Below are 17,733 nucleotides of genomic sequence, written 5' to 3'. Positions count from 1 at the left end.
AACACGAGAAGAGGACCGCGATGACCGCAATGAATCGGTGCAAGACGGCACCGCTGCTGACCAACCATCTCGCCGCCGACTGGGCGCCCCGGGCGTTACGGCGTGATGTCCGGGACGGCTTGTCGCAGTCACCGAAATCGTTGCCGCCCAAGTGGTTCTACGATGCGGTCGGCAGCGACCTGTTCGACCAGATCACCCGTCTGCCCGAGTACTACCCGACCCGCACCGAAGCGCACATCTTGCAGGAGGCGGCCGGCGCGATCGTCGCGGCCTCCGGTGCGGACACCCTGGTCGAGTTGGGCAGCGGCACGTCGGAGAAGACGCGCATCCTGCTCGACGCCTTCCGGGATGCTGCTGCACTGCGCCGGTTCGTGGCGTTCGACGTCGACGAGAGCGTGCTCAGCGCGGCGCTCACCCAGTTGTCCGACGAGTACGACGGCGTCGAGATCAGCGGGGTACGAGGCGATTTCGAGCAACATCTGGGCGAGCTGCCCGTCGTGGGCCGTCGGCTGATCGTGTTCCTCGGGTCGACGATCGGCAACCTGACGGCCGGCCCGCGAACCGAGTTCCTCGCGAGTCTGGCGGCGGCGATGCGGCCGGGAGACACGCTGCTGCTGGGCACCGACCTGGTGAAGGACACCACCCGGCTGGTCGCGGCGTACGACGACAGCGCCGGGGTCACCGCGCGGTTCAACCGCAATGTGCTGGCGGTGGTGAACCGGGAGTTGGACGCTGATTTCGATCTCGACGGCTTCGAACATGTGGCACGATGGAACTCCGAGCACGAGCGTATCGAGATGTGGCTGAGGTCCGTTGCCGCGCAACGGATTCAGATACGTGAGTTGGATCTGTCGGTGGAGTTCGAGGCGGGTGAGGAGATGTTGACCGAGGTGTCGTGCAAGTTCCGCCCCGAGGGCGTCGCGGCCGAGTTGGCGGCTGCCGGGCTGCGGCAGACGGACTGGTGGACCGACCCCGCCGCGGACTTCGGGCTGTCGCTGGCGGTCAAGCCGGACCTGCGGACGTGACTGGAGCTGATCTCGCCGTCGCGCACCTGTGGCGCGCTGCCCGGCCCAAACCGCTGGGCCTGCATTTCGACAACGCCGCCTGTTCGCGGCAGAGTTTTGCCGTCATCGACGCCGCAGCCCAGCACGCGAGGCTGGAAGCGGAGGTCGGCGGTTACGTGGCTGCCGAATCCGCCGAACCGGTGCTGGAGGGCGGGCGCGCCGCGGTGGCTGCGCTGACCGGGATGGCCGCCGGTGACGTCGTGTTCACCACGGGTTCGGCCAACGCGCTCAACCTTCTGCTCAGTAGTTGGGACGGCGAGAAGACCATCGCCTGCCTGCCGGGAGAGTACGGCCCCAATCTGGTGGTGATGGAAGCCAACGGGTTCACCGTGCGGGAACTGCCGGTCGACGGTCAGGGGCGACTCGACGTCGAGGTGGCGGTCGCGTTGATGCAGGGCGACCCGCCGGCGCTCGCCCACTTGACGGCGCTCGGCAGCCATCGCGGTGTGGCACAGCCGTTGTCGGAGTTCGTCGCGGCCTGCCGCGCGATCGGCGTGCCGGTGGCAGTGGACGCGGCACAGGCGCTGGGCCACCTGGACTGTGCCGTGGCACCCGACGTCATCTATGCGTCGTCACGTAAATGGCTGGCGGGTCCACGAGGCGTCGGCGTGCTGGCGATCAGTTCCTCTGTGTCGCACCGGCTTCGGCCGCGCATACCGTTACCGGAATGGGGCACGCCGTTACCGGTACTGAAACGGCTTGACCTCGGTGAGGCCAATATCGCTGCCCGCGTGGCCTTTTCGAGGGCGCTCGACGAGCATCTGGTGGCCGGTCCGGAACTGGTCCGGGCGCGGCTGGCCGAGGTGGGACGGCTCACCCGCACCGCGCTGGCGGCGCTGCCCGGCTGGCGCGTGGTCGAGGACGTCGACGAGCCCACGGCCATGACCACGCTGGAGCCGACGCGAGGGGCAGACCCGAACACCGTGCGCACCAAGCTGATTGCCGAACATCATGTCGTCACCACGGTGGCAGGGATCGACCGGGCACCGTTCGAGATGAAGATTCCGGTGCTGCGGGTCTCGCCGCACGTCGACGTCACCGACGAAGAACTCGAGCTCTTCGCCGGTGCGCTGACTGCCGCGTCAGCCTGACCGTCAGGCCTTGTGTGCCGCGAGCAGGAACGCCGGCATCTTCATGCGGCCCTTCTCGTCCAGAGCGTGCGGCGGCATTTCGAACGTGGGCTGTCCGGGGCCTGCCGGCGCGCGGCCGGGCATGCTCGCGTGGATGAAGGCCGGCCGAATCTCGTCGATGGTCCAGTACTTGCCCACAGCCTCCCGCAGCTCGTCCTCGGTCACCTCGTTCGGCTTCTGCTCGGCCTCGGGAGGGAAGGCCCCCTTGGCGAACACCAGGATGAAGTACTTGGCGCCCGGTGCGGCGGCCCGGAACACCGCCTGCTGGTATCCATCGCGCCCTTCGACCGGAATCGAGTGGAACAGCGTCGAATCCATGATGGTGTTGAATCGGCCGTCAAAGCCGGTGAACGTGGTGATGTCGTCCTGAACGAACGTGGCATTGGACAGATTGCGTTCGGCGGCAGCCCTTTTCGCCGCGGCCACGGCGGTGGGCGTGAGTTCGATGCCGACCACGGTGTAACCGTCGGCGGCCAGCGCGAGGGCCAACTCGGCGTAGCCGCAACCGGCGTCGAGCACCTCACCGGTGACCTGACCCGCGGCGATCAGCGCAGCCAGTTCAGGCTGCGGCTCACCGATGTTCCACGGTGGCGGACCGTCGAACCCGCCCTCCTGCCGATAGGCGCTGTCCCAATCCATCACTTCATTCGACGAGTCGGTCATGCGTCCAACCTACGCGGGCGGTCGCCGGGTGGCGATGGCGATCTGCGGCGCGTACAGGCCGCTCCGCAACTCGATGTCGACGCCGGCGGCGTCGGCCAGTGCCCGCAGCGCGGACGGACTGTAGGCCCGCAATGAGCTGATGACGCCGTCGTGCACGAACGGCACGAACGGGGCCAGCGGCAGCATGGTGGCCAGCCGCAGCAGATGCAGCGGCGACGGTGGCCGAGGCAGGTCGATGATGAGCAACTTGTCCGCCACCCGGGTGCCCTCCGCGAGCACCCGGACGGCGGCGGACGGCGGCAGGTGGTGGAACGACAGTGCGAAAACGGCCAGGGCATAAGCACTGTCGGCCGCGTCGATGGCCGCCGCGTCCATGTGGCGCACCGTCACCCGCGGATCGGAACCCAGGTCACCGGCCGTGATGGCCGCGACCGCGTCGGGCTCCAGATCGGTGACCGTGAGGGTTGCCGTGGGGTGCATCTCCAGCACCTTCCTCGACAGGCCCCCGTGGCCGGCCCCCAACTCGAGGATGTGTGGATCCGGAACCTCGGCGACTTCGTCCATGACGATGTACGCGAAACGCTCATGGAGACCGAACCAATTGCCGGTGAGCTCCAGCGCGCGCACCACGCTGCGCTTGATCGCCGGGTCGACGTCGTCGCGGTCGAGGTACTCGGGCTGATCCGTCTCCAGCGCGCGATCAAGGCATGACGCTCGCGGACCGCCGCGCGGCATGCGATCGATGTCGATGCTCATCCGAGTGCCGCCGTCAGAGTGGCGGGTACCTCGATGTCGGCCACCGCGAGGTTCTCCTCGAGATGCGCGACCGACGATGTGCCGGGGATCAGCAGCATGTTGGGTGCGGCAGCCAGGGTCCAGGCCAACGCGACCTGCGCGGGCGTCCGGTCGAGTTCGCCGGCGGCCTTGCGGATCTCGGGGTGGCCGAGCACCGGGTTATCCGGCACGAACGCTGATCCCAGCGGGAAGAACGGGACGAACGCGATGCCGCGTGCGGCGCAGGCGTCCAGCACCGGCTGCGAGGACCGGTCGAGGAGGTTGTAGGCGTTCTGGACACACGCGATGTCGGTGCGCTGCAGCGCGATCTCCAGGTGCTCGAGGGAGATGCTGCTCAGACCGATGCCGTCGATCAGCCCCTCGTCGCGCGCGGCGATCATGGCCGTGAGCTGGCGGTCGAACAGTTCCCGGTCGACCTCGCCCGGCGCACTGGCATCGCCATCGGGGCCCATCACCCGCAGGTTCACCGCCGCGAGCCGGTCGGTGCCGAGGGTTTCCAGGTTCTGCTCGATCGCCGCGCGCAGCTCGTCGGGCTGCTGTGCCGGCAGCCAGTCGCCGGCCTGGTCCCGGCGGGCACCGACCTTGCTGACCAGCGCGAGGCCCTGCGGATAAGGGTGCAGGGCCTCGCGGATCAGCTGGTTGGCCACGTCAGGGCCGTAGAACTGCGCAGTGTCGATGTGGTTGACGCCGAGCTCCACCGCGCGTCGCAACACGGCGAGCGCCTGGTCGCGATCCCGTGGTGGGCCGAAAACGCCTGGCCCGGGTAGCTGCATGGCCCCGAATCCGACCCGGTGGACCTGGTACTGACCGAGCGCGTACGTCGTCATGTAGCCAGGCTAACGCTAGTCGGACTCGCCGAGAATCTGGTAGATCTCGCGCCGGGCGTTGTTCACGATGTCCAGGATGCGTTGCTGCTGTTCGTCATTCGCGGAATGCGCCGACTGGCCGACCGCACCGAACAACTGACCGAGCGCATTGCGCAGATTCAAGGCGGCCGGGTCGGCGCCTTCGGCGATCTCCTCCCAGGGGGCGGTCTCGATCGCGTCGGCGACAGTGCGTCCTTCGTCGGTGAGCTCGAAAGTCTTCTTGCTGCCGTGGCTTTCGGTCGGCGCGATCAGGCCCTCGTCCTCCAGAAGCTGCAGGGTGGGGTAGATCGAGCCGGGGCTGGGCTTCCACAGGCCGTCGCTGCGCGCGGCGATCTCCTGGGTCATTTCATAGCCATGCATCTGCCGCTCGGTGAGCAGCTTGAGAATGGCGGCGCGGACGTCGCCACGCCGGCTGCGGCCGCTGCCGCGTCCTCGACCACCGTGGCGTCGACCGCGGGGACCGCCCGGCCCGAAGGGGCCGGCGCCGAAGCCTGGTCCGAAACCGGGCCCGAATCCGAAACCAGGGCCGAAGCCCGGACCGAATCCGAAGCCGCCCTCGCCGCGGTGTTCCCGCACGTGGTTGTGGAACTGCTCGCGCATTTCCCTACGGGCTGCGCGGCGTTCGTCGAACCGGGCGCGTCGGTCCGCCGGGCCGACGAACGGTGAACGGTCGCCGGGTGTGAAACCGAAGCCGCCTCCGTGGGCGGGGTGATTGAAGGGACCGCCGTCGAACGGGCGGCCGGGTGGGTTGAATGGGGTTTCCATAGATGTGTTCTCTCTTTCGGCGGGAGGCGCCTACTGCACCTCCGATGCATTAACGATATATCGGAAGATATCGGAACGCAACAGTCCGCTGAGAGTTGGCTGCGTGGAGCCCGCGCGCAGGGTGCTCGCGTTTAGGGTGTGGCGATGGCGGTGAAGTGGCTGGAGGATCCCGAAGACCATGACTACGACGCGGCGGCCGACTACCTGACCATGCTGGCTTCCAAGGACGAGGTGGCCAAGGTGGTGGCAGCGCTGAAGGCGGCGAAGACGACGACGCGCAAAGCAAAAGACATCCTGCGTGCGGCGCAACTGCCATTGCTGCCGGAAACCAACGCCCACGTGCGTGCCGACTTGAGCAAGATCAGTGACGGCACGAAGCTCTCGCCAATCCTGTTGGTACGCGGCGATGTTCACAATGGTGCGCCACTACAGATCGGCGACGGTTATCACCGCGTGTGTGCCAGCTATCTGACCGACGAGAACACCGGCATTCCCTGCCGCCTCGTGTCGTGGCAGTCCTGACTGCCGTGCAGATCGCCTGACCGATGGGCGACTTCGGATTCCATGCCCTGGCCCTGCTGGCTGTCATCGGGTTGGTGGGGCCACTGCTGGCGGCGGTGCCAAAGCTCCGGGTGCCGGTGATCGTCGGCGAACTCGTTGCCGGAATCATCGTGGGGCGCACCGGCTTCGGCATCGTCGACGCGGACAACCCGACGTTTGCGCTGCTGGCGGACATCGGTTTTGCGCTCGTGATGTTCATCGTCGGCACGCATGTGCCGGTGCGCGACAGGTCATTACGGGGCGACCTGCCCCAAGCGCTGCTGCGGGTGGTCGTGGTGGGCGCGTTCGCGGCAGCGTTCGGCGCGGTGATCGCGCAGCTGTTCGGCACGGGCCATGCCCCGCTCTATGCGGTACTCATGGCCTCGTCCTCCGCGGCGCTGGCGCTGCCGGTGATCCAGGGGTTGGGCCTGACGGGACCACCGGTGCTGTCGGTCACCGCCCAGATTGCGATAGCCGATGCCGCCTCGATTGTGCTGTTGCCGCTGGCGATCAACCCGGCGGGCGCCCCGCGCGCCGCGGTGGGAGCCTTGGCGATCGCCGCGTGCGCGGTCCTGCTGTACTTCTTTCTGCGATACGAAGCCAAGCGCGGGTGGCTCAGGCGGATGCACAAGTACTCGCACAGTCGGCACCTGGCGCTTGAACTGCGGATCAGCCTGATCGTGTTGTTCGGTCTGGCGGCGCTGGCGAAGTCGACCCACGTGTCGATCATGCTCGCCGGTTTCGCGCTGGGCCTTTGCCTTTCGGCGATCGGTGAGCCGCGTCGACTGGCGCGCCAGCTCTTCGGTATCACCGAGGGCTTCTTCGCGCCGCTGTTCTTCGTCTGGCTCGGTGCGTCATTGCAGGTGCGCGAACTGGGCGAGCACCCGGATCTCATCGGTCTCGGCGTGGCACTGGGCGTTGGAGCTGTGCTCGCGCATCTGAGCGGCCGACTGTTCGGACAACCGCTGTCGCTCGGGGTGCTGGCGGCCGCACAACTGGGCGTTCCGGTGGCCGCCGCCACGCTCGGGACCCAACAGCATCTGCTGAGTGCGGGGGAGCCGGCGGCATTGATTCTGGGCGCGCTACTGACCGTCGTGGCAACGTCCGCGGGCGGCGCGGTCGCGAAGCGCCGGCAAACCGTCGCGGCCTGAATTCCGCCGGGCGGCCCGGCTCGCCGCACCGTCTCAGTATGTGGACTCGAGGTGCCCGGGATGGGGTCCTCGCGCGATGCCTGCGGCTATGAATGACGCCGGCGACAATTGTGCGTAGCGAAATTTGCTGAAAATGCAATTTATCGACGGATTGCGTTTGCGACGCGTGGCTCGATTGTGGTTGTGACGTGGGTCTCGTCTGGCTGGGAGGTGGCTGTGACATCGGGAGACCGGATTTGGGCGGTTCCCCCAGACCAATTTGCTGAATTTGTAGAGCGGCTAACTTGCCTGCTAGAGCAGCAATCTAACGATGTTGACAATTTTCCAACCAGTTCATTTTGGTTAGCTGGGAAATGTGTAGGTTCGATAAAAATGCCTATCTACTAGGGGTAAATTTCACCGCCACACGGGTGTCGCGATAACTGGGAGGACTCAAATGCAGCTCACAATGAAGCCGTATCTCACTGCGGGCGTTGCCCTCGCAGGAGCAAGCGTGATTGCTGTGGCGCCGATGGTGCCGCAGACCGCAACGCATCTGCCGGCAGTTCCGCAGGTTCAGGTTTCCGATGTGCAGTTGACGGCATTGGTCAACCCGATCGTCGCGCTGGGGAACATCTACAACGCCCTCGCCGAGACCGTCGGGCAAACCAGCTACATGGTGGAGACCAGCGTGAATCCGTTGGTGCGCCAGGTGGTGCTCGATGCCAACTACGGCGTGCAGCAGGGCATGCAGTTGATCGGCAACATCACCGGCGCGACGTTCACCCTCGGTGGCGCGTTGCCGGGCACGCTCGTCAACGTGCTGGGGAACCTCGGCACGCTCAATGTCAACGGCGCGATCGACTCGCTGGTGGGTGGTCTGCTTCCGGGTGGGTTGCAGCTGATCACCGGCATCAACGGGCCCGTACAGAACATCCTGCAGCAGCCGTTGGCGGTGGCGGAGGCCATGGTGCCCGCGGTGCTGGATTCGGTCACCGCGCTGGTCGCCGGCCTGGCGATCTCGACCGTCGGCATCGGGTGCGGCTCATGCCTCGGGACCACACCGGTGGTTCAGCAGGTGGTCAAGAGTGTGACGGGAATTCTGCAGTCGGTGCTCACGCTGAACCCGGGCACCATCTACAACGGCGTGCTCAACAACGTGGTGAGCCTGGTGCAGAACATTCAGAAGAATGTCACGGATTTTGAGACCGGCACCGTTCCGTACATCGTGAACCGGATCATCACTGCGCTCAACGTGAACCCGAACGCACCCGGCGGCGTCACCGTCCCCGCGGCCGCGACGTCGGTTGCGGCACTGACGGCCGGTGCGGCGACCGAGACCGCCAAGACGGCCGCGGACTCGACGGACCCGACGCCGGTGACGACGAAGAAGGCCACCGCGGCTACCGCGGCGACGCCGGCCGAGTCGGCACCGTCCACCGATGCGGCGAAGGACACGTCCACGAAGGCTGCCGACACCACGGCTGCGGACACCAAGGCTGCCGACACCAAGGCCACGGACGCCAAAGCCACGGACACCAAGGCTGCTGACGCCAAGGCCACGGACACCAAGGCTGCTGACGCCAAGGATGCGACCAAGGCCACCGACACCAAGGCCACCGACACCAAGGGCACCGACACGGTGACGACGCCCAAGGACAGCGCGCCCAAGACCAAGAAGGCGCAGAACCCGGGGGCCAAGGTGGCGAAGGCCATCAGCGGCGCCATCAAGAGTGTCACCAAGGGTGGCAAGGGCAAGGCCGGTAGCAAGTAGTCAACTACCGACTGTGGCCCCATCGCCGGAAGGCGGTGGGGCCACAGTGCATTCAGTGACTATTGCCGGCCGCGAAAGGCAGCGGCCACGATCGCCGTGGCGACCAGAGCCAGTCCGGCCGCGGTCGCTGCGGTGGCGCCGATCCCCGAATCGAAGGCGACTCTTGCCGACTCGATCAAATGGTTGCCGAGCTCGGTGGGCAACGTACGTGCCACCGAGATCGCGCCGCCGATGCTCTCCCCGGCGTCGGCCGACTGTTCAGGCGAAAGTGATCCGGGGAGTTCGACATTCGCGCGGTAGAACGCGGTGAACATCGTGCCCAGCCCGGCGGTACCGATCACCGCACCCAGTTCGTAGGCGGTCTCCGACACCGCGGACGCCGCGCCGGCCTTCTCCGGTGGCACCGACGCGACGATGGTGTCATTCGAGATCGTCTGCGACACACCGACACCCAGCTCGAGCACGGTGAACGACGCGATGACGCCGACCATGGTCAGGTCGTGTCGGAACGCCAGGATCAGCAGGAAGCCCGCGGCTACCAGGAGAAGGCCGGTGACGATCAGCGTCTGCGGCGCGAAGCGCTTGGTCAGCCGCACCACGCCGATGCCGGCGATCGTCGACGCCGCTGCGCCCGGCAGCATGACCAGCGCGGCGGTCAGCGGGTCCAGTCCGAGTACCAGCTGCAGGTGCTGTGAGACGAAGAAGAGGAACCCGATGAGGCCGACCATCGACAGGAAGTTGGCCAGAATCGACGCCGTGAAGGGGCCGTGGCCGAACAGGCGCATGTCGAGAATCGGTGCGGCACTGCTGTTCTGCCGGCGGACGAACCAGATGCCCGCGGCGACGCCCAGGGCGACGGCCGCCAGCGTCAGCGTCGACAGGCCGTCGTGTGCCGCGGTCTTGATCGCCCACATCACAGGCAGGATCGCGAACAACGACAACAGCACGCTCAGCGCGTCGACCGGGCCCGGATTCGGGTCCCGTGACTCGGGCACCAGTTTCGGCGCCAGCACCAGCAGGGGCAGCAGGATCGGCACGGCGATCATGAAGACCGCGCCCCAGTGGAAATGCTGCAGCAGTAGGCCACCGACGATCGGACCCAGGGCCGAGCCGGCCGCGAAGCACGACGCCCAGATGGCGATGGCGAGCCGGCGCGACGTGGCGTCGGTGAAGATGTTGCGGATCAGCGACAGCGTCGACGGCATCAGCATGGCGCCGAACACACCGAGCGTGGCGCGCGCCGCCACCAGGTAGCCGGCGCTGGGCGCGAACGCGGCGGCGGCGGAGACGGCCGCGAACCCGACGGCGCCGATGAGCAGCAGCCGGCGCCGGCCGAACCGGTCACCGAGGCTGCCCATGGTGACCAATAGCGTTGCCAGCACCAGTGAATAGATGTCGACGAGCCACAGCTGGGTGGCGGCCGACGGGCGGAACTCTTCGGCGATGCTGGGCAACGCGAAGGCCAGGACCGTGTTGTCGATGGAGATGAGCAGTACCGGCAGCATCAGCACTGCCAGTGCCCACCAATGGCGTTGCGGGGTCCGGTTCGTCACCTCGTTGGTGACGAGACTGGTGGACATGGGGAATTACCTAACTTTGTTGGGGTGAAAGCAAATTCGTGAGGATCAGGACTGATCCGGGGTGATGGTGCCGGCCGTCAGGCTGGCCATGATGGCGTCGACGATCTCGACCCGCGGCGCGATGTTCCGGCGCAGTGCCTCATATCCGGCGTCGAGCAGGGCCCAGAAAACCAGGCGCGGCCACTCCGGAGGGCTGGTCTGCGGTCGTGCCGAAACCCGCGCCAGCACTTCGGCTATCGCCTCGTCGCCGGTATCGAGGATGGCGGACAGGTCCGGATCAGCCACGATGGTCGGCTCGTTGTAGACGAACGGCACGATGGGTCCGAGGTCCAGCTGAGATTCGACGACGCGGCGCAGGGCCGCGAGCGGGGGACCGCAGTTCGGCTCGGCCTTGTCGATGGCAGCGTTGCAAATCTCGTGCACGTACAGCGCGACGGCGCGAATCAGCTCGGAGCGTTCGGCGAAGTAGCGATGCAGCGTGCTGCGGCCCACGTTCGCGGCGGTGGCGATGTCGCTGAGCGACGCCGCGGGGTTGGTGGCCAGGACGGCGGTGGCGGCATCGAGGATCGCCTTGCGGGTGCGCGACCGCGCACCAGTGTCGAACGATTTCACTTCGGCCATGCGTCAAAGATAGCGCAATGTGACCTAAAATGGGACAGTTGTGTCCCAAGCCACCGGAAGGTGCGGTGCGAACAGGATTTTTTGCGCGGTGGTGGGCTGCGGAACCGGGTTCAAATCCGGCTGCCGGGGGTATCCGGTCAATGTCATCTGCAGCGTCAAAAAACTACACTTGACGGTATCTATTACTGATTTTGTTGGGTTGTTTCCGGAGGCGGGCCATGGCCACGTACAGGAAGATTGCATCGACAACAGCACTCGCCGCAGGCCTTGTTGCCGCGGTTCTGGGTATCGGTTCGGGAAGCGCCGTCGCCTCGCCGGCGCATGATCCCGGCCTGATCCCGATGGACCACGGCTGGGGCGGCGGCGACTGGGACGACCACCACGGCTGGGGCTGGGGTCATCGTGGCTGGGGCGACGATCAGGGCTGGAACGGCGGCCCGGGGTGGCCGCCACCATGCGTGACCGTCCCGTTCGTCAGCATCTGCGCATAAGCTGCCACGCCGTCATCTGTGGGGCGCGCATCGGCTGACGGGTACCGCTTGTCCGGGTAGCGAGCCGCTGCCCCACTGCTGCGCGAACGAAGAAGGCCCCGACCAGATTTCCCTGGTCAGGGCCTTGCTCACTTGTCGGGGTGGCGGGATTCGAACCCACGACCTCTTCGTCCCGAACGAAGCGCGCTACCAAGCTGCGCCACACCCCGTGTGAAGCTTCGACAGCCTATCGCACGGGAGCCTCCAGAAGCCAAACGGCCCTTGCCAGGTGAGGTAGCCGCAGGTAGATAGCGGTAGCGGCGAAGATCACGTCCGCAGAAGGGATGGATTTTTGCGCAACGTGCGTTGAATCCGGTAACTGTGATCAACGGCAGCCGAACGCCAGAAAGCGAGGAACGAACATGACCGGATTGGGAGCTCTGCTCTACTGCGGATTCTTCGCGCTGGCGGCCCTGTGGCTGTTCGCGACCTCTGACTACCGCGCGGCTTATCGGGCGGCCTGGAACGGCCGCCACGATCATGCCCAGCGCCCGGACCGCTCGAACTCTGCCAGTGCCGCGACGGCTTCGGCGGAATCGAGCCCGCGGCTGCTGACCCACGCGTCGTCGAAGTAGGTATCGGCGTAGCGGTCGCCGCTGTCGGCGAGGAGCGTCACCACCGAGCCGCTGTGGCCTTGCGCCACCATCTCGGCGAGAAGCCCGAACGCGCCCCAGATGTTCGTTCCCGTGGACGGACCGACCCGGCGGCCCAGCACCCTGCTCACGTGGCGCGCGGCGGCCACTGAGGCCGCGTCCGGTACGCACACCATGGCGTCCACCACGCCGGGCAGGAACGACGGCTCCACGCGCGGCCGGCCGATGCCCTCGATGCGCGACGACGCTCCGGTGAACACCTCCCGGTCGCCCTGGGCCCACGACGGGTAGAACGCCGAGTTCTCCGGGTCCACCACGCAGAGCCGGGTGGCGTGACGGCGGTAGCGCAGGAACCGCCCGATCGTGGCGCTGGTGCCGCCCGTGCCCGCACCGACCACGATCCACTCCGGAATCGGATGCGCCTCGTCGCGCAGCTGCGAGAAGATCGACTCCGCGATGTTGTTGTTGCCCCGCCAGTCGGTAGCCCGCTCGGCGTTGGTGAACTGATCCAGGTAATGGCCGCCGGTTTCGCGCGCCAGCCGCTCCGCCTCGTCGTACACCTGAGACGACTGCTCCACGAAATGGCAACGGCCGCCTTGTGATTCGATCAGGACGATCTTCGACGGACTCGTCGACGCCGTCATCACCGCGATGAAGGGCAATCCGAGCAGCGCCGCGAAATACGCTTCGGACACTGCCGTCGAACCGGACGACGCCTCGATGACCGTCGTCTGCGGACCGATCCAGCCGTTGCACAGTCCGTACAGGAACAGCGACCGGGCCAGCCGGTGCTTGAGGCTGCCGGTGATGTGCGTGCTCTCGTCCTTCAGATACAGCTGGACGTCGACATCCGCGCTCCACTCGGCGGGCAACGGATAACGCAGGAGATGGGTGTCGGCACTACGCCGCGCGTCGGCCTCGATCAGGCGGACAGCGTTGTCCACCCAGCCCCGGTCGACGCTGCGCGCCGCCACCGGTGAGGTCACCGTGCCGAGACGGCCGGCTGCGTCATATCGGCGCCGATACCGGCGTGCCCGCCGCCGGTGGGTGCGGCTACCAGCGTCAGCATCGTCACCTCGGGCCGGCAGCAGAAGCGCACCGGCGTGTACGGCGAGGTGCCCAGACCGGCGGACACGTGCAGCTGCGTGTGCGCGCCCCAGCGGGACGGGCCTTTCACCCGAGAGGTGTCGATGTCGCAGTTGGTCACCAGCGCGCCATAGAACGGCACGCACAGCTGCCCGCCGTGCGTGTGTCCGGCCAGCACCAACTGGTAGCCGTCGTCGGCGAACCGGTCCAGGACGCGCGTGTACGGCGCGTGGGCGACGCCCAGCGACAGGTTCGCCGCGGGGTTGGGCCGTCCGGCGATGGTGTCGTAGCGGTCGCGGTCCAGATGCGGATCGTCGACGCCGGCCACGGCGATGAGCTGCCCGTTGACCTCGATCTCGCGCCGGGTGTGGGTCATGTCGAGCCAGCCGCGCTCGGTGAAGGCCGCGCGCAGGTCCTGCCACGGCAGCGGTCGACCCGTGATCCGCTTGTGCTTGTTCAACAGGTAGTTGGCGGGGTTCTTCGGCTTCGGCGCGAAGTAGTCGTTGCTGCCGAACACGAACACACCGGGCACCGCCAGCAGATCACCCATCGCCTGCACCACGGCCGGCACCGACTTCGGGTGCGAGAGGTTGTCGCCGGTGTTGACCACCAGATCCGGCTCCCAGCGGGCCAGCTCGCGCAGCCACGCCTGCTTGCGACGCTGTGCCGGCATCATGTGCAGATCACTCAGATGCAGCACCCGCAGCGGCGACGAACCGGGCGTCAGCACCGGCATGGTGACCTCGCGGACCACGAACGCGTTGCGCTCGATGAGCGACGCGTAGGCGAGGCCTGCAGCCAGTGATCCGGCGACGGTGACGGCAGCATTGCGGACGATCGCAGACATGCAGGCAGCCTACTTGCTCAGTGCCGCAGTTGACCCGTTGTCGCTGGTCATCGTTAGAAAGCCCACAGGGTTGGCTTAGGTCGTTCTGAGGTTTCGGCCCGGCCTATGGGGGCGGGGGGCCGAGGACCGGCACGGTGATCGGCGGCAGGCCAGGGATCTCCACAACCGTCGACCCGATCTGCACCGGCGGCAACCCGTCGAGCCCCGGAATCCCCACCGGCGGTGGCGGCGGTGGCGGCGGCGCGATGCCGTTGCTGACCTGGATCGTGACGATCGAGCCGGGGATGGTCTGGCCCGACGGGGAGGTACCGACCACCTGGCCCGACGGTGCGGTGCTGTTGACCCACGACGGCTGCGGGGCCAGTTGGAAGCCGGCTTCCTTCACTCGGGTCTGTGCCAGATCGATGTCCATGCCCGCGACGCTCGGCACCCTCGAACCCGGTCCACCGTCCACGTAGCGCGGGTCGGTCGGCGGCATCACCACATTGGGCGGGGTGAACTGCTTCATCGCGGTGAACCAGGTGCGGGCCGGCTCGTGGCCGCCGTAGAGGTCACCTCGGCCGCACTGGCGCAGCGGGAACGAGCACAGGTCCGACGGCGTGGTCGAGTCGTCGTAGATGTAGTTGGCGGCGGCGTAGGCGCTGGTGAAGCCGAGGAACGCCGACGACCGGTGGGCCTCGGTGGTCCCGGTCTTGCCCGATACCGGGAAAGTCCAGCCCACCGACTGCGCGGCGCCGGCGCCGGTGCCGCTGACGGCGTCCTTGTTCATCGCGTTGGCCAGGGTGTTGGCCAGGCCCTCGGGGACCGCCTGCTCACAGGTCTGCGTTGTCACCGACACCTCGTTGCCGTGCCGGTCGAACACCTTGTCCACCGGGTTCGGCGGGCACCACGTACCGCCCGAGGCCAGCGTGGCGGCGACATTCGACAGTTCGAGCGCGTTGACCTCGAACGGGCCCAGGGTGAACGAGCCGATGTTCTGCCGCTTGATGAAGTCGGACAGGCTCTCGTTGCTGTTCGGGTCGTACGGTCGGGCGGTGCCCGGGTCGGCGTAGGAGCGCAGACCCAGCTTCACCGCCATGTCGACAGCGCGGGCGACGCCGATCTGCGAGATCAGCTTGGCGAAAGCCGTGTTCGGCGACGTCGCCAGCGCTTCGGTGACGTTCAGGCTGCCCCGGTAGCGGCCGTCGTTCTCGACGCACCACTTGTCCTTCGGGCAGCCCTTGGCGCCACCGCTGCCCAGGCCCTTGGCCTCGAACCGTCCCGGCACGTCCAGCTGCGCATTGATGCCCATGCCCATGTCCAGGGCGGCCGCGGTGGTGAACAGCTTGAAGATCGACCCGGCGCCGTCACCGACCAACGAAAACGGTTGCGGCTGCATGGTTTCCCCGGCCGAGGTGTTCAGGCCGTAAGTCCGGTTGCTGGCCATCGCCACGACCTGGTGGTTGTCCTTGCCGGGACGGATGACGCTCATGACGCTGGCGATGCCGTCGATGGAGGGGGAGGCGATGCCGTCGATCGAGGATTTGACGGAGTTCTGGATGTCGGGGTCGATCGTGGTGCGGATCAGATAGCCGCCCTTGGCAACCTGGTCCTTGCTGATACCGGCCTTGGACAGATAGTCGAGCACGTAATCGCAGAAGAAGGCGCGGTCACCGGCGGCGATGCAGCCGCGGGGCAGCTGGTTGGGCTGCGGCAGGATGCCGAGCGGCTCGGCCTTGGCGGCGCGGAGGGCCTCGGCTTCCTGAGGGACGTTCTGGATCATGGTGTCCAGCACCAGGTTTCGACGTGCCAGGGCGCCGTCCGGGTTGACGTACGGATCCAGTCCGCTGGTCGACTGCACCATGCCGGCGAGCAGTGCGGCCTGCTGCCAGTTCAGCTGATTGGCGTTGACGCCGAAGTACGTCTGGGCGGCGTCCTGGATGCCGAACGCGCCGTTGCCGAACGACACCAGGTTCAGGTAGCGCGTCAGGATTTCGGACTTGGTGAACGTCTTGTCGAGCGTCAGCGCCATCCGGATTTCGCGGAGCTTGCGCGCCGGGGTGGTCTCGATGGCGGCCCGCCGTTCGGCGTCGGTCTGGGACACCACGAGCAGTTGATAGTTCTTGACGTACTGCTGCTCGATGGTGGAGCCACCGCGCGTATCGGCCGCACCGGACATGTAGCCGGACAGGCCCGTCAGGGTGCCCTTCCAGTCAACTCCGTTGTGCTCGGCAAACCGTTTGTCCTCGATCGAGACGATGGCCAACTTCATGGTGTTGGCGATCTGATCACTCGGAACCTCGAAGCGGCGCTGCGAATACAGCCAGGCGATGGGGTTGCCTTTGGCGTCCACCATGGTGGACACGGCGGGTGCGTCGCCTTCGACCAGTTGGGCCGAACCGTTGGCCACGACGTCGGATGCCCGGTTGGACATCAGGCCGACACCCCCGATGAGCGGGAACATCATCGCGGCGAGGACCACGCTGGCGAGCAGAACGCACCAAGTCATCTTGATGACGGTGACCGCGGTCGGCGGACGATTCTGCGGTCGCTCGGACATGGGGTACAGCCTAGCGACCGCCATGGCCAGCAGCTGAGTGCTGGTCGATTACCACGTCCTTAGGGCATCTAGGGGGCTGCGACACGGGCAAAAATTAACGTTTGGACACACGTCCCAAAAAAGCGGCCCCAGACCCATTGCGCAATAGGCCCCTGACCACCTAACTTGAACACACAATGCGATCTAGGTAACACTACTAGCCGCAATGTGGCGTAGATCGCATCAGCGACCTACTCGGGAGGACTCGGCCGTCGGGAGACGGTGTGACGAAGGGATCGCTGGTGGCAGGTACACAGCCAGTAGTTCGCGCGACAATCGCTCCCCAGGCCGGAAACGGCGCGATGCAGGGTGTGGTCCAACCTGAAGCTGAAGCCAGAATCGCCTGGGTCTCCCAAGCCCGATGCAGACAGGCCGACCCGGATGAGCTGTTCGTCCGCGGGGCCGCACAGCGCAAAGCCGCAGTCATCTGCCGGCATTGCCCGGTGATCGTCGAGTGCGGCGCCGACGCCCTCGACAACCGCGTCGAGTTCGGCGTGTGGGGCGGCATGACCGAGCGTCAGCGCCGCGCCCTCCTCAAGCAGCACCCCGAGGTGGTGTCCTGGGCGGAGTTCTTCGCGACCCAGCGCAAGCACCGCAACGCGGTCTAATTTCCTTCTGGCGCAACGCATCACCGCAGCTTTCTGCGGACTGCCGCTGCTGAGAACGTGCGCAGTTGTGGTCGGCGGCGTCCTGCTCGGTACGGCATGCTCGCAGTCGATCCAAGGAGTACCGGCGGCACCGCCGAAACCCGGGGACGTCTGGCAACTGGCGGAGCAATTGGTGGCCCGAACTCCGCTCACCGCGGACAAGTTCTCAGAGCTGCTGGGCACTGAACTACAGCCCGACAAGGTGAATCCGGTGCGGCTCAACGGCGGTCCGGTGCGGTTGAGCCCGACCTTGCAGGTGTCGTCGTCGGTGATCGCGATCAACGACGGGCGGTGGCTGTTCGCGTCCGTCGACGTCGTCCCGACTCCGTGCATCACCGCGGACATGGTTCGCGCCCGGTATCCGTCCGCGGAGCAGACGCACGCACCCACCGGCCACTCTGCCTACGAAGAGTTCGTCTGGAGCGTCAGCTACGGCTGGGGCACCCTCAACTTCGGAATCCGGGAGAAAGAGCAGTGCCTCACCGGAATCTCGGTCGAACGCGCCGAAAGCTGACCGACGCCGG

At 66.8% G+C, this 17,733-nt stretch carries 17 protein-coding genes and 1 tRNA gene; 8 read left to right on the top strand and 10 right to left on the bottom strand.

The genetic code is table 11. The features are described from left to right. The first annotated feature begins 29 nt into the window (after nucleotides 1-29). Together egtD and egtE are read left to right on the top strand one after the other, a co-directional pair. The gene (egtD, locus tag ACWW1C_RS26840) at nucleotides 30-1,025 is read left to right on the top strand and encodes an L-histidine N(alpha)-methyltransferase (protein WP_455984454.1); all 996 of its coding nucleotides are present in this window, start codon (nucleotides 30-32) and stop codon (nucleotides 1,023-1,025) included. Further along, complete coding sequence (gene egtE, locus ACWW1C_RS26835; protein ID WP_455981082.1) at nucleotides 1,022-2,155, top strand: ergothioneine biosynthesis PLP-dependent enzyme EgtE; 1,134 nt, start codon at nucleotides 1,022-1,024, stop codon at nucleotides 2,153-2,155. The genes egtD and egtE overlap by 4 nt, the downstream gene beginning before the upstream one ends. A 3-nt stretch (nucleotides 2,156-2,158) precedes the next feature. Here the strand turns inward: egtE and ACWW1C_RS26830 are convergent, their stop codons facing one another. From ACWW1C_RS26830 to ACWW1C_RS26815, 4 genes are read right to left on the bottom strand one after another with little or no spacing between them, the layout of a single operon-like run. Beyond that, nucleotides 2,159-2,857, bottom strand: coding sequence for a class I SAM-dependent methyltransferase (locus ACWW1C_RS26830; RefSeq protein ID WP_455981081.1), 699 nt, complete (start codon nucleotides 2,855-2,857; stop codon nucleotides 2,159-2,161). A gap of 9 nt (nucleotides 2,858-2,866) precedes the next feature. Continuing rightward, on the bottom strand, nucleotides 2,867-3,613 hold the full coding sequence (locus ACWW1C_RS26825; RefSeq protein WP_455981080.1) for a methyltransferase domain-containing protein: 747 nt from the start codon (nucleotides 3,611-3,613) through the stop codon (nucleotides 2,867-2,869). Continuing rightward, on the bottom strand, nucleotides 3,610-4,479 hold the full coding sequence (locus ACWW1C_RS26820) for an oxidoreductase (protein ID WP_455981079.1): 870 nt from the start codon (nucleotides 4,477-4,479) through the stop codon (nucleotides 3,610-3,612). The genes ACWW1C_RS26825 and ACWW1C_RS26820 overlap by 4 nt, the downstream gene beginning before the upstream one ends. Before the next feature lie 15 nt (nucleotides 4,480-4,494). Beyond that, entirely contained in the window at nucleotides 4,495-5,283 is a 789-nt protein-coding gene (locus ACWW1C_RS26815; RefSeq protein WP_455981078.1) for a PadR family transcriptional regulator, read from the bottom strand. A 144-nt stretch (nucleotides 5,284-5,427) separates the two neighbouring features. Here ACWW1C_RS26815 and ACWW1C_RS26810 point away from each other — a divergent pair, with 144 nt between their 5' ends. From ACWW1C_RS26810 to ACWW1C_RS26800, 3 genes are all read left to right on the top strand, one after another. Then, nucleotides 5,428-5,805, top strand: coding sequence for a hypothetical protein (locus ACWW1C_RS26810; protein ID WP_455981077.1), 378 nt, complete (start codon nucleotides 5,428-5,430; stop codon nucleotides 5,803-5,805). 23 nt (nucleotides 5,806-5,828) lie between these two features. Next, nucleotides 5,829-6,974: a cation:proton antiporter gene (locus ACWW1C_RS26805; protein ID WP_455981076.1), complete on the top strand. Its 1,146-nt coding sequence runs from the start codon at nucleotides 5,829-5,831 to the stop codon at nucleotides 6,972-6,974. A gap of 493 nt (nucleotides 6,975-7,467) precedes the next feature. Further along, the gene (locus ACWW1C_RS26800; protein ID WP_455981075.1) at nucleotides 7,468-8,727 is read left to right on the top strand and encodes a hypothetical protein; all 1,260 of its coding nucleotides are present in this window, start codon (nucleotides 7,468-7,470) and stop codon (nucleotides 8,725-8,727) included. Between the two features lie 59 nt (nucleotides 8,728-8,786). Here the strand turns inward: ACWW1C_RS26800 and lfrA are convergent, their stop codons facing one another. Both lfrA and ACWW1C_RS26790 read right to left on the bottom strand, forming a co-directional pair. Beyond that, a complete protein-coding gene (lfrA, locus tag ACWW1C_RS26795) occupies nucleotides 8,787-10,307 on the bottom strand; it encodes an efflux MFS transporter LfrA (protein ID WP_455981074.1) in 1,521 nt (506 codons plus the stop codon). Nucleotides 10,308-10,352: 45 nt separating this feature from the next. Further along, a complete protein-coding gene (locus ACWW1C_RS26790; protein WP_455981073.1) occupies nucleotides 10,353-10,928 on the bottom strand; it encodes a TetR/AcrR family transcriptional regulator in 576 nt (191 codons plus the stop codon). A 218-nt stretch (nucleotides 10,929-11,146) separates the two neighbouring features. Between ACWW1C_RS26790 and ACWW1C_RS26785 the strand changes: the two genes are divergently transcribed. Next, nucleotides 11,147-11,419: a hypothetical protein gene (locus ACWW1C_RS26785; RefSeq protein WP_455981072.1), complete on the top strand. Its 273-nt coding sequence runs from the start codon at nucleotides 11,147-11,149 to the stop codon at nucleotides 11,417-11,419. 135 nt (nucleotides 11,420-11,554) lie between these two features. On the opposite strand, the gene ACWW1C_RS26780 is transcribed toward ACWW1C_RS26785, so the two are convergent. The 4 genes from ACWW1C_RS26780 to ponA2 form a co-directional block, all read right to left on the bottom strand. Further along, nucleotides 11,555-11,628, bottom strand: a tRNA-Pro gene (locus ACWW1C_RS26780). A gap of 308 nt (nucleotides 11,629-11,936) precedes the next feature. Further along, nucleotides 11,937-13,037 (bottom strand): L-cysteine desulfhydrase Cds1, encoded by a 1,101-nt coding sequence (gene cds1 / locus ACWW1C_RS26775; RefSeq protein WP_455981071.1) that lies wholly within the window; start codon nucleotides 13,035-13,037, stop codon nucleotides 11,937-11,939. Next, on the bottom strand, nucleotides 13,034-13,984 hold the full coding sequence (locus ACWW1C_RS26770; protein ID WP_455981070.1) for a metallophosphoesterase: 951 nt from the start codon (nucleotides 13,982-13,984) through the stop codon (nucleotides 13,034-13,036). The genes cds1 and ACWW1C_RS26770 overlap by 4 nt, the downstream gene beginning before the upstream one ends. 103 nt (nucleotides 13,985-14,087) lie before the next feature. Continuing rightward, on the bottom strand, nucleotides 14,088-16,523 hold the full coding sequence (ponA2, locus tag ACWW1C_RS26765; protein WP_455981069.1) for a transglycosylase/D,D-transpeptidase PonA2: 2,436 nt from the start codon (nucleotides 16,521-16,523) through the stop codon (nucleotides 14,088-14,090). Nucleotides 16,524-16,864: 341 nt separating this feature from the next. On the opposite strand from ponA2, the gene ACWW1C_RS26760 reads away from it, so the two are divergent. Together ACWW1C_RS26760 and ACWW1C_RS26755 are read left to right on the top strand one after the other, a co-directional pair. Continuing rightward, nucleotides 16,865-17,170: a WhiB family transcriptional regulator gene (locus ACWW1C_RS26760; protein ID WP_020100988.1), complete on the top strand. Its 306-nt coding sequence runs from the start codon at nucleotides 16,865-16,867 to the stop codon at nucleotides 17,168-17,170. A gap of 172 nt (nucleotides 17,171-17,342) precedes the next feature. Continuing rightward, nucleotides 17,343-17,723 (top strand): hypothetical protein, encoded by a 381-nt coding sequence (locus ACWW1C_RS26755; protein WP_455981068.1) that lies wholly within the window; start codon nucleotides 17,343-17,345, stop codon nucleotides 17,721-17,723. Nucleotides 17,724-17,733 lie beyond the last annotated feature (10 nt).

The sequence above is a fragment of the Mycobacterium sp. HM-7 genome (assembly GCF_053852335.1).
Note: the sequence above shows the minus strand (reverse complement) of the source record. Positions and strands in the feature narration are given on the sequence as shown.

Excerpts from the sequence above, each read along its gene's own strand:
- egtD (WP_455984454.1), top strand. The coding sequence starts at position 30 with ATGAATCGGTGCAAGACGGCACCGCTGCTGACCAACCATCTCGCCGCC.
- ACWW1C_RS26830 (WP_455981081.1), bottom strand. The coding sequence starts at position 2,857 with ATGACCGACTCGTCGAATGAAGTGATGGATTGGGACAGCGCCTATCGG.
- ACWW1C_RS26825 (WP_455981080.1), bottom strand. The coding sequence starts at position 3,613 with ATGAGCATCGACATCGATCGCATGCCGCGCGGCGGTCCGCGAGCGTCA.
- ACWW1C_RS26820 (WP_455981079.1), bottom strand. The coding sequence starts at position 4,479 with ATGACGACGTACGCGCTCGGTCAGTACCAGGTCCACCGGGTCGGATTC.
- ACWW1C_RS26815 (WP_455981078.1), bottom strand. The coding sequence starts at position 5,283 with ATGGAAACCCCATTCAACCCACCCGGCCGCCCGTTCGACGGCGGTCCC.
- ACWW1C_RS26810 (WP_455981077.1), top strand. The coding sequence starts at position 5,428 with ATGGCGGTGAAGTGGCTGGAGGATCCCGAAGACCATGACTACGACGCG.
- ACWW1C_RS26805 (WP_455981076.1), top strand. The coding sequence starts at position 5,829 with ATGGGCGACTTCGGATTCCATGCCCTGGCCCTGCTGGCTGTCATCGGG.
- lfrA (WP_455981074.1), bottom strand. The coding sequence starts at position 10,307 with ATGTCCACCAGTCTCGTCACCAACGAGGTGACGAACCGGACCCCGCAA.
- ACWW1C_RS26790 (WP_455981073.1), bottom strand. The coding sequence starts at position 10,928 with ATGGCCGAAGTGAAATCGTTCGACACTGGTGCGCGGTCGCGCACCCGC.
- ACWW1C_RS26785 (WP_455981072.1), top strand. The coding sequence starts at position 11,147 with ATGGCCACGTACAGGAAGATTGCATCGACAACAGCACTCGCCGCAGGC.
- ACWW1C_RS26770 (WP_455981070.1), bottom strand. The coding sequence starts at position 13,984 with ATGTCTGCGATCGTCCGCAATGCTGCCGTCACCGTCGCCGGATCACTG.
- ponA2 (WP_455981069.1), bottom strand. The coding sequence starts at position 16,523 with ATGTCCGAGCGACCGCAGAATCGTCCGCCGACCGCGGTCACCGTCATC.
- ACWW1C_RS26760 (WP_020100988.1), top strand. The coding sequence starts at position 16,865 with ATGCAGGGTGTGGTCCAACCTGAAGCTGAAGCCAGAATCGCCTGGGTC.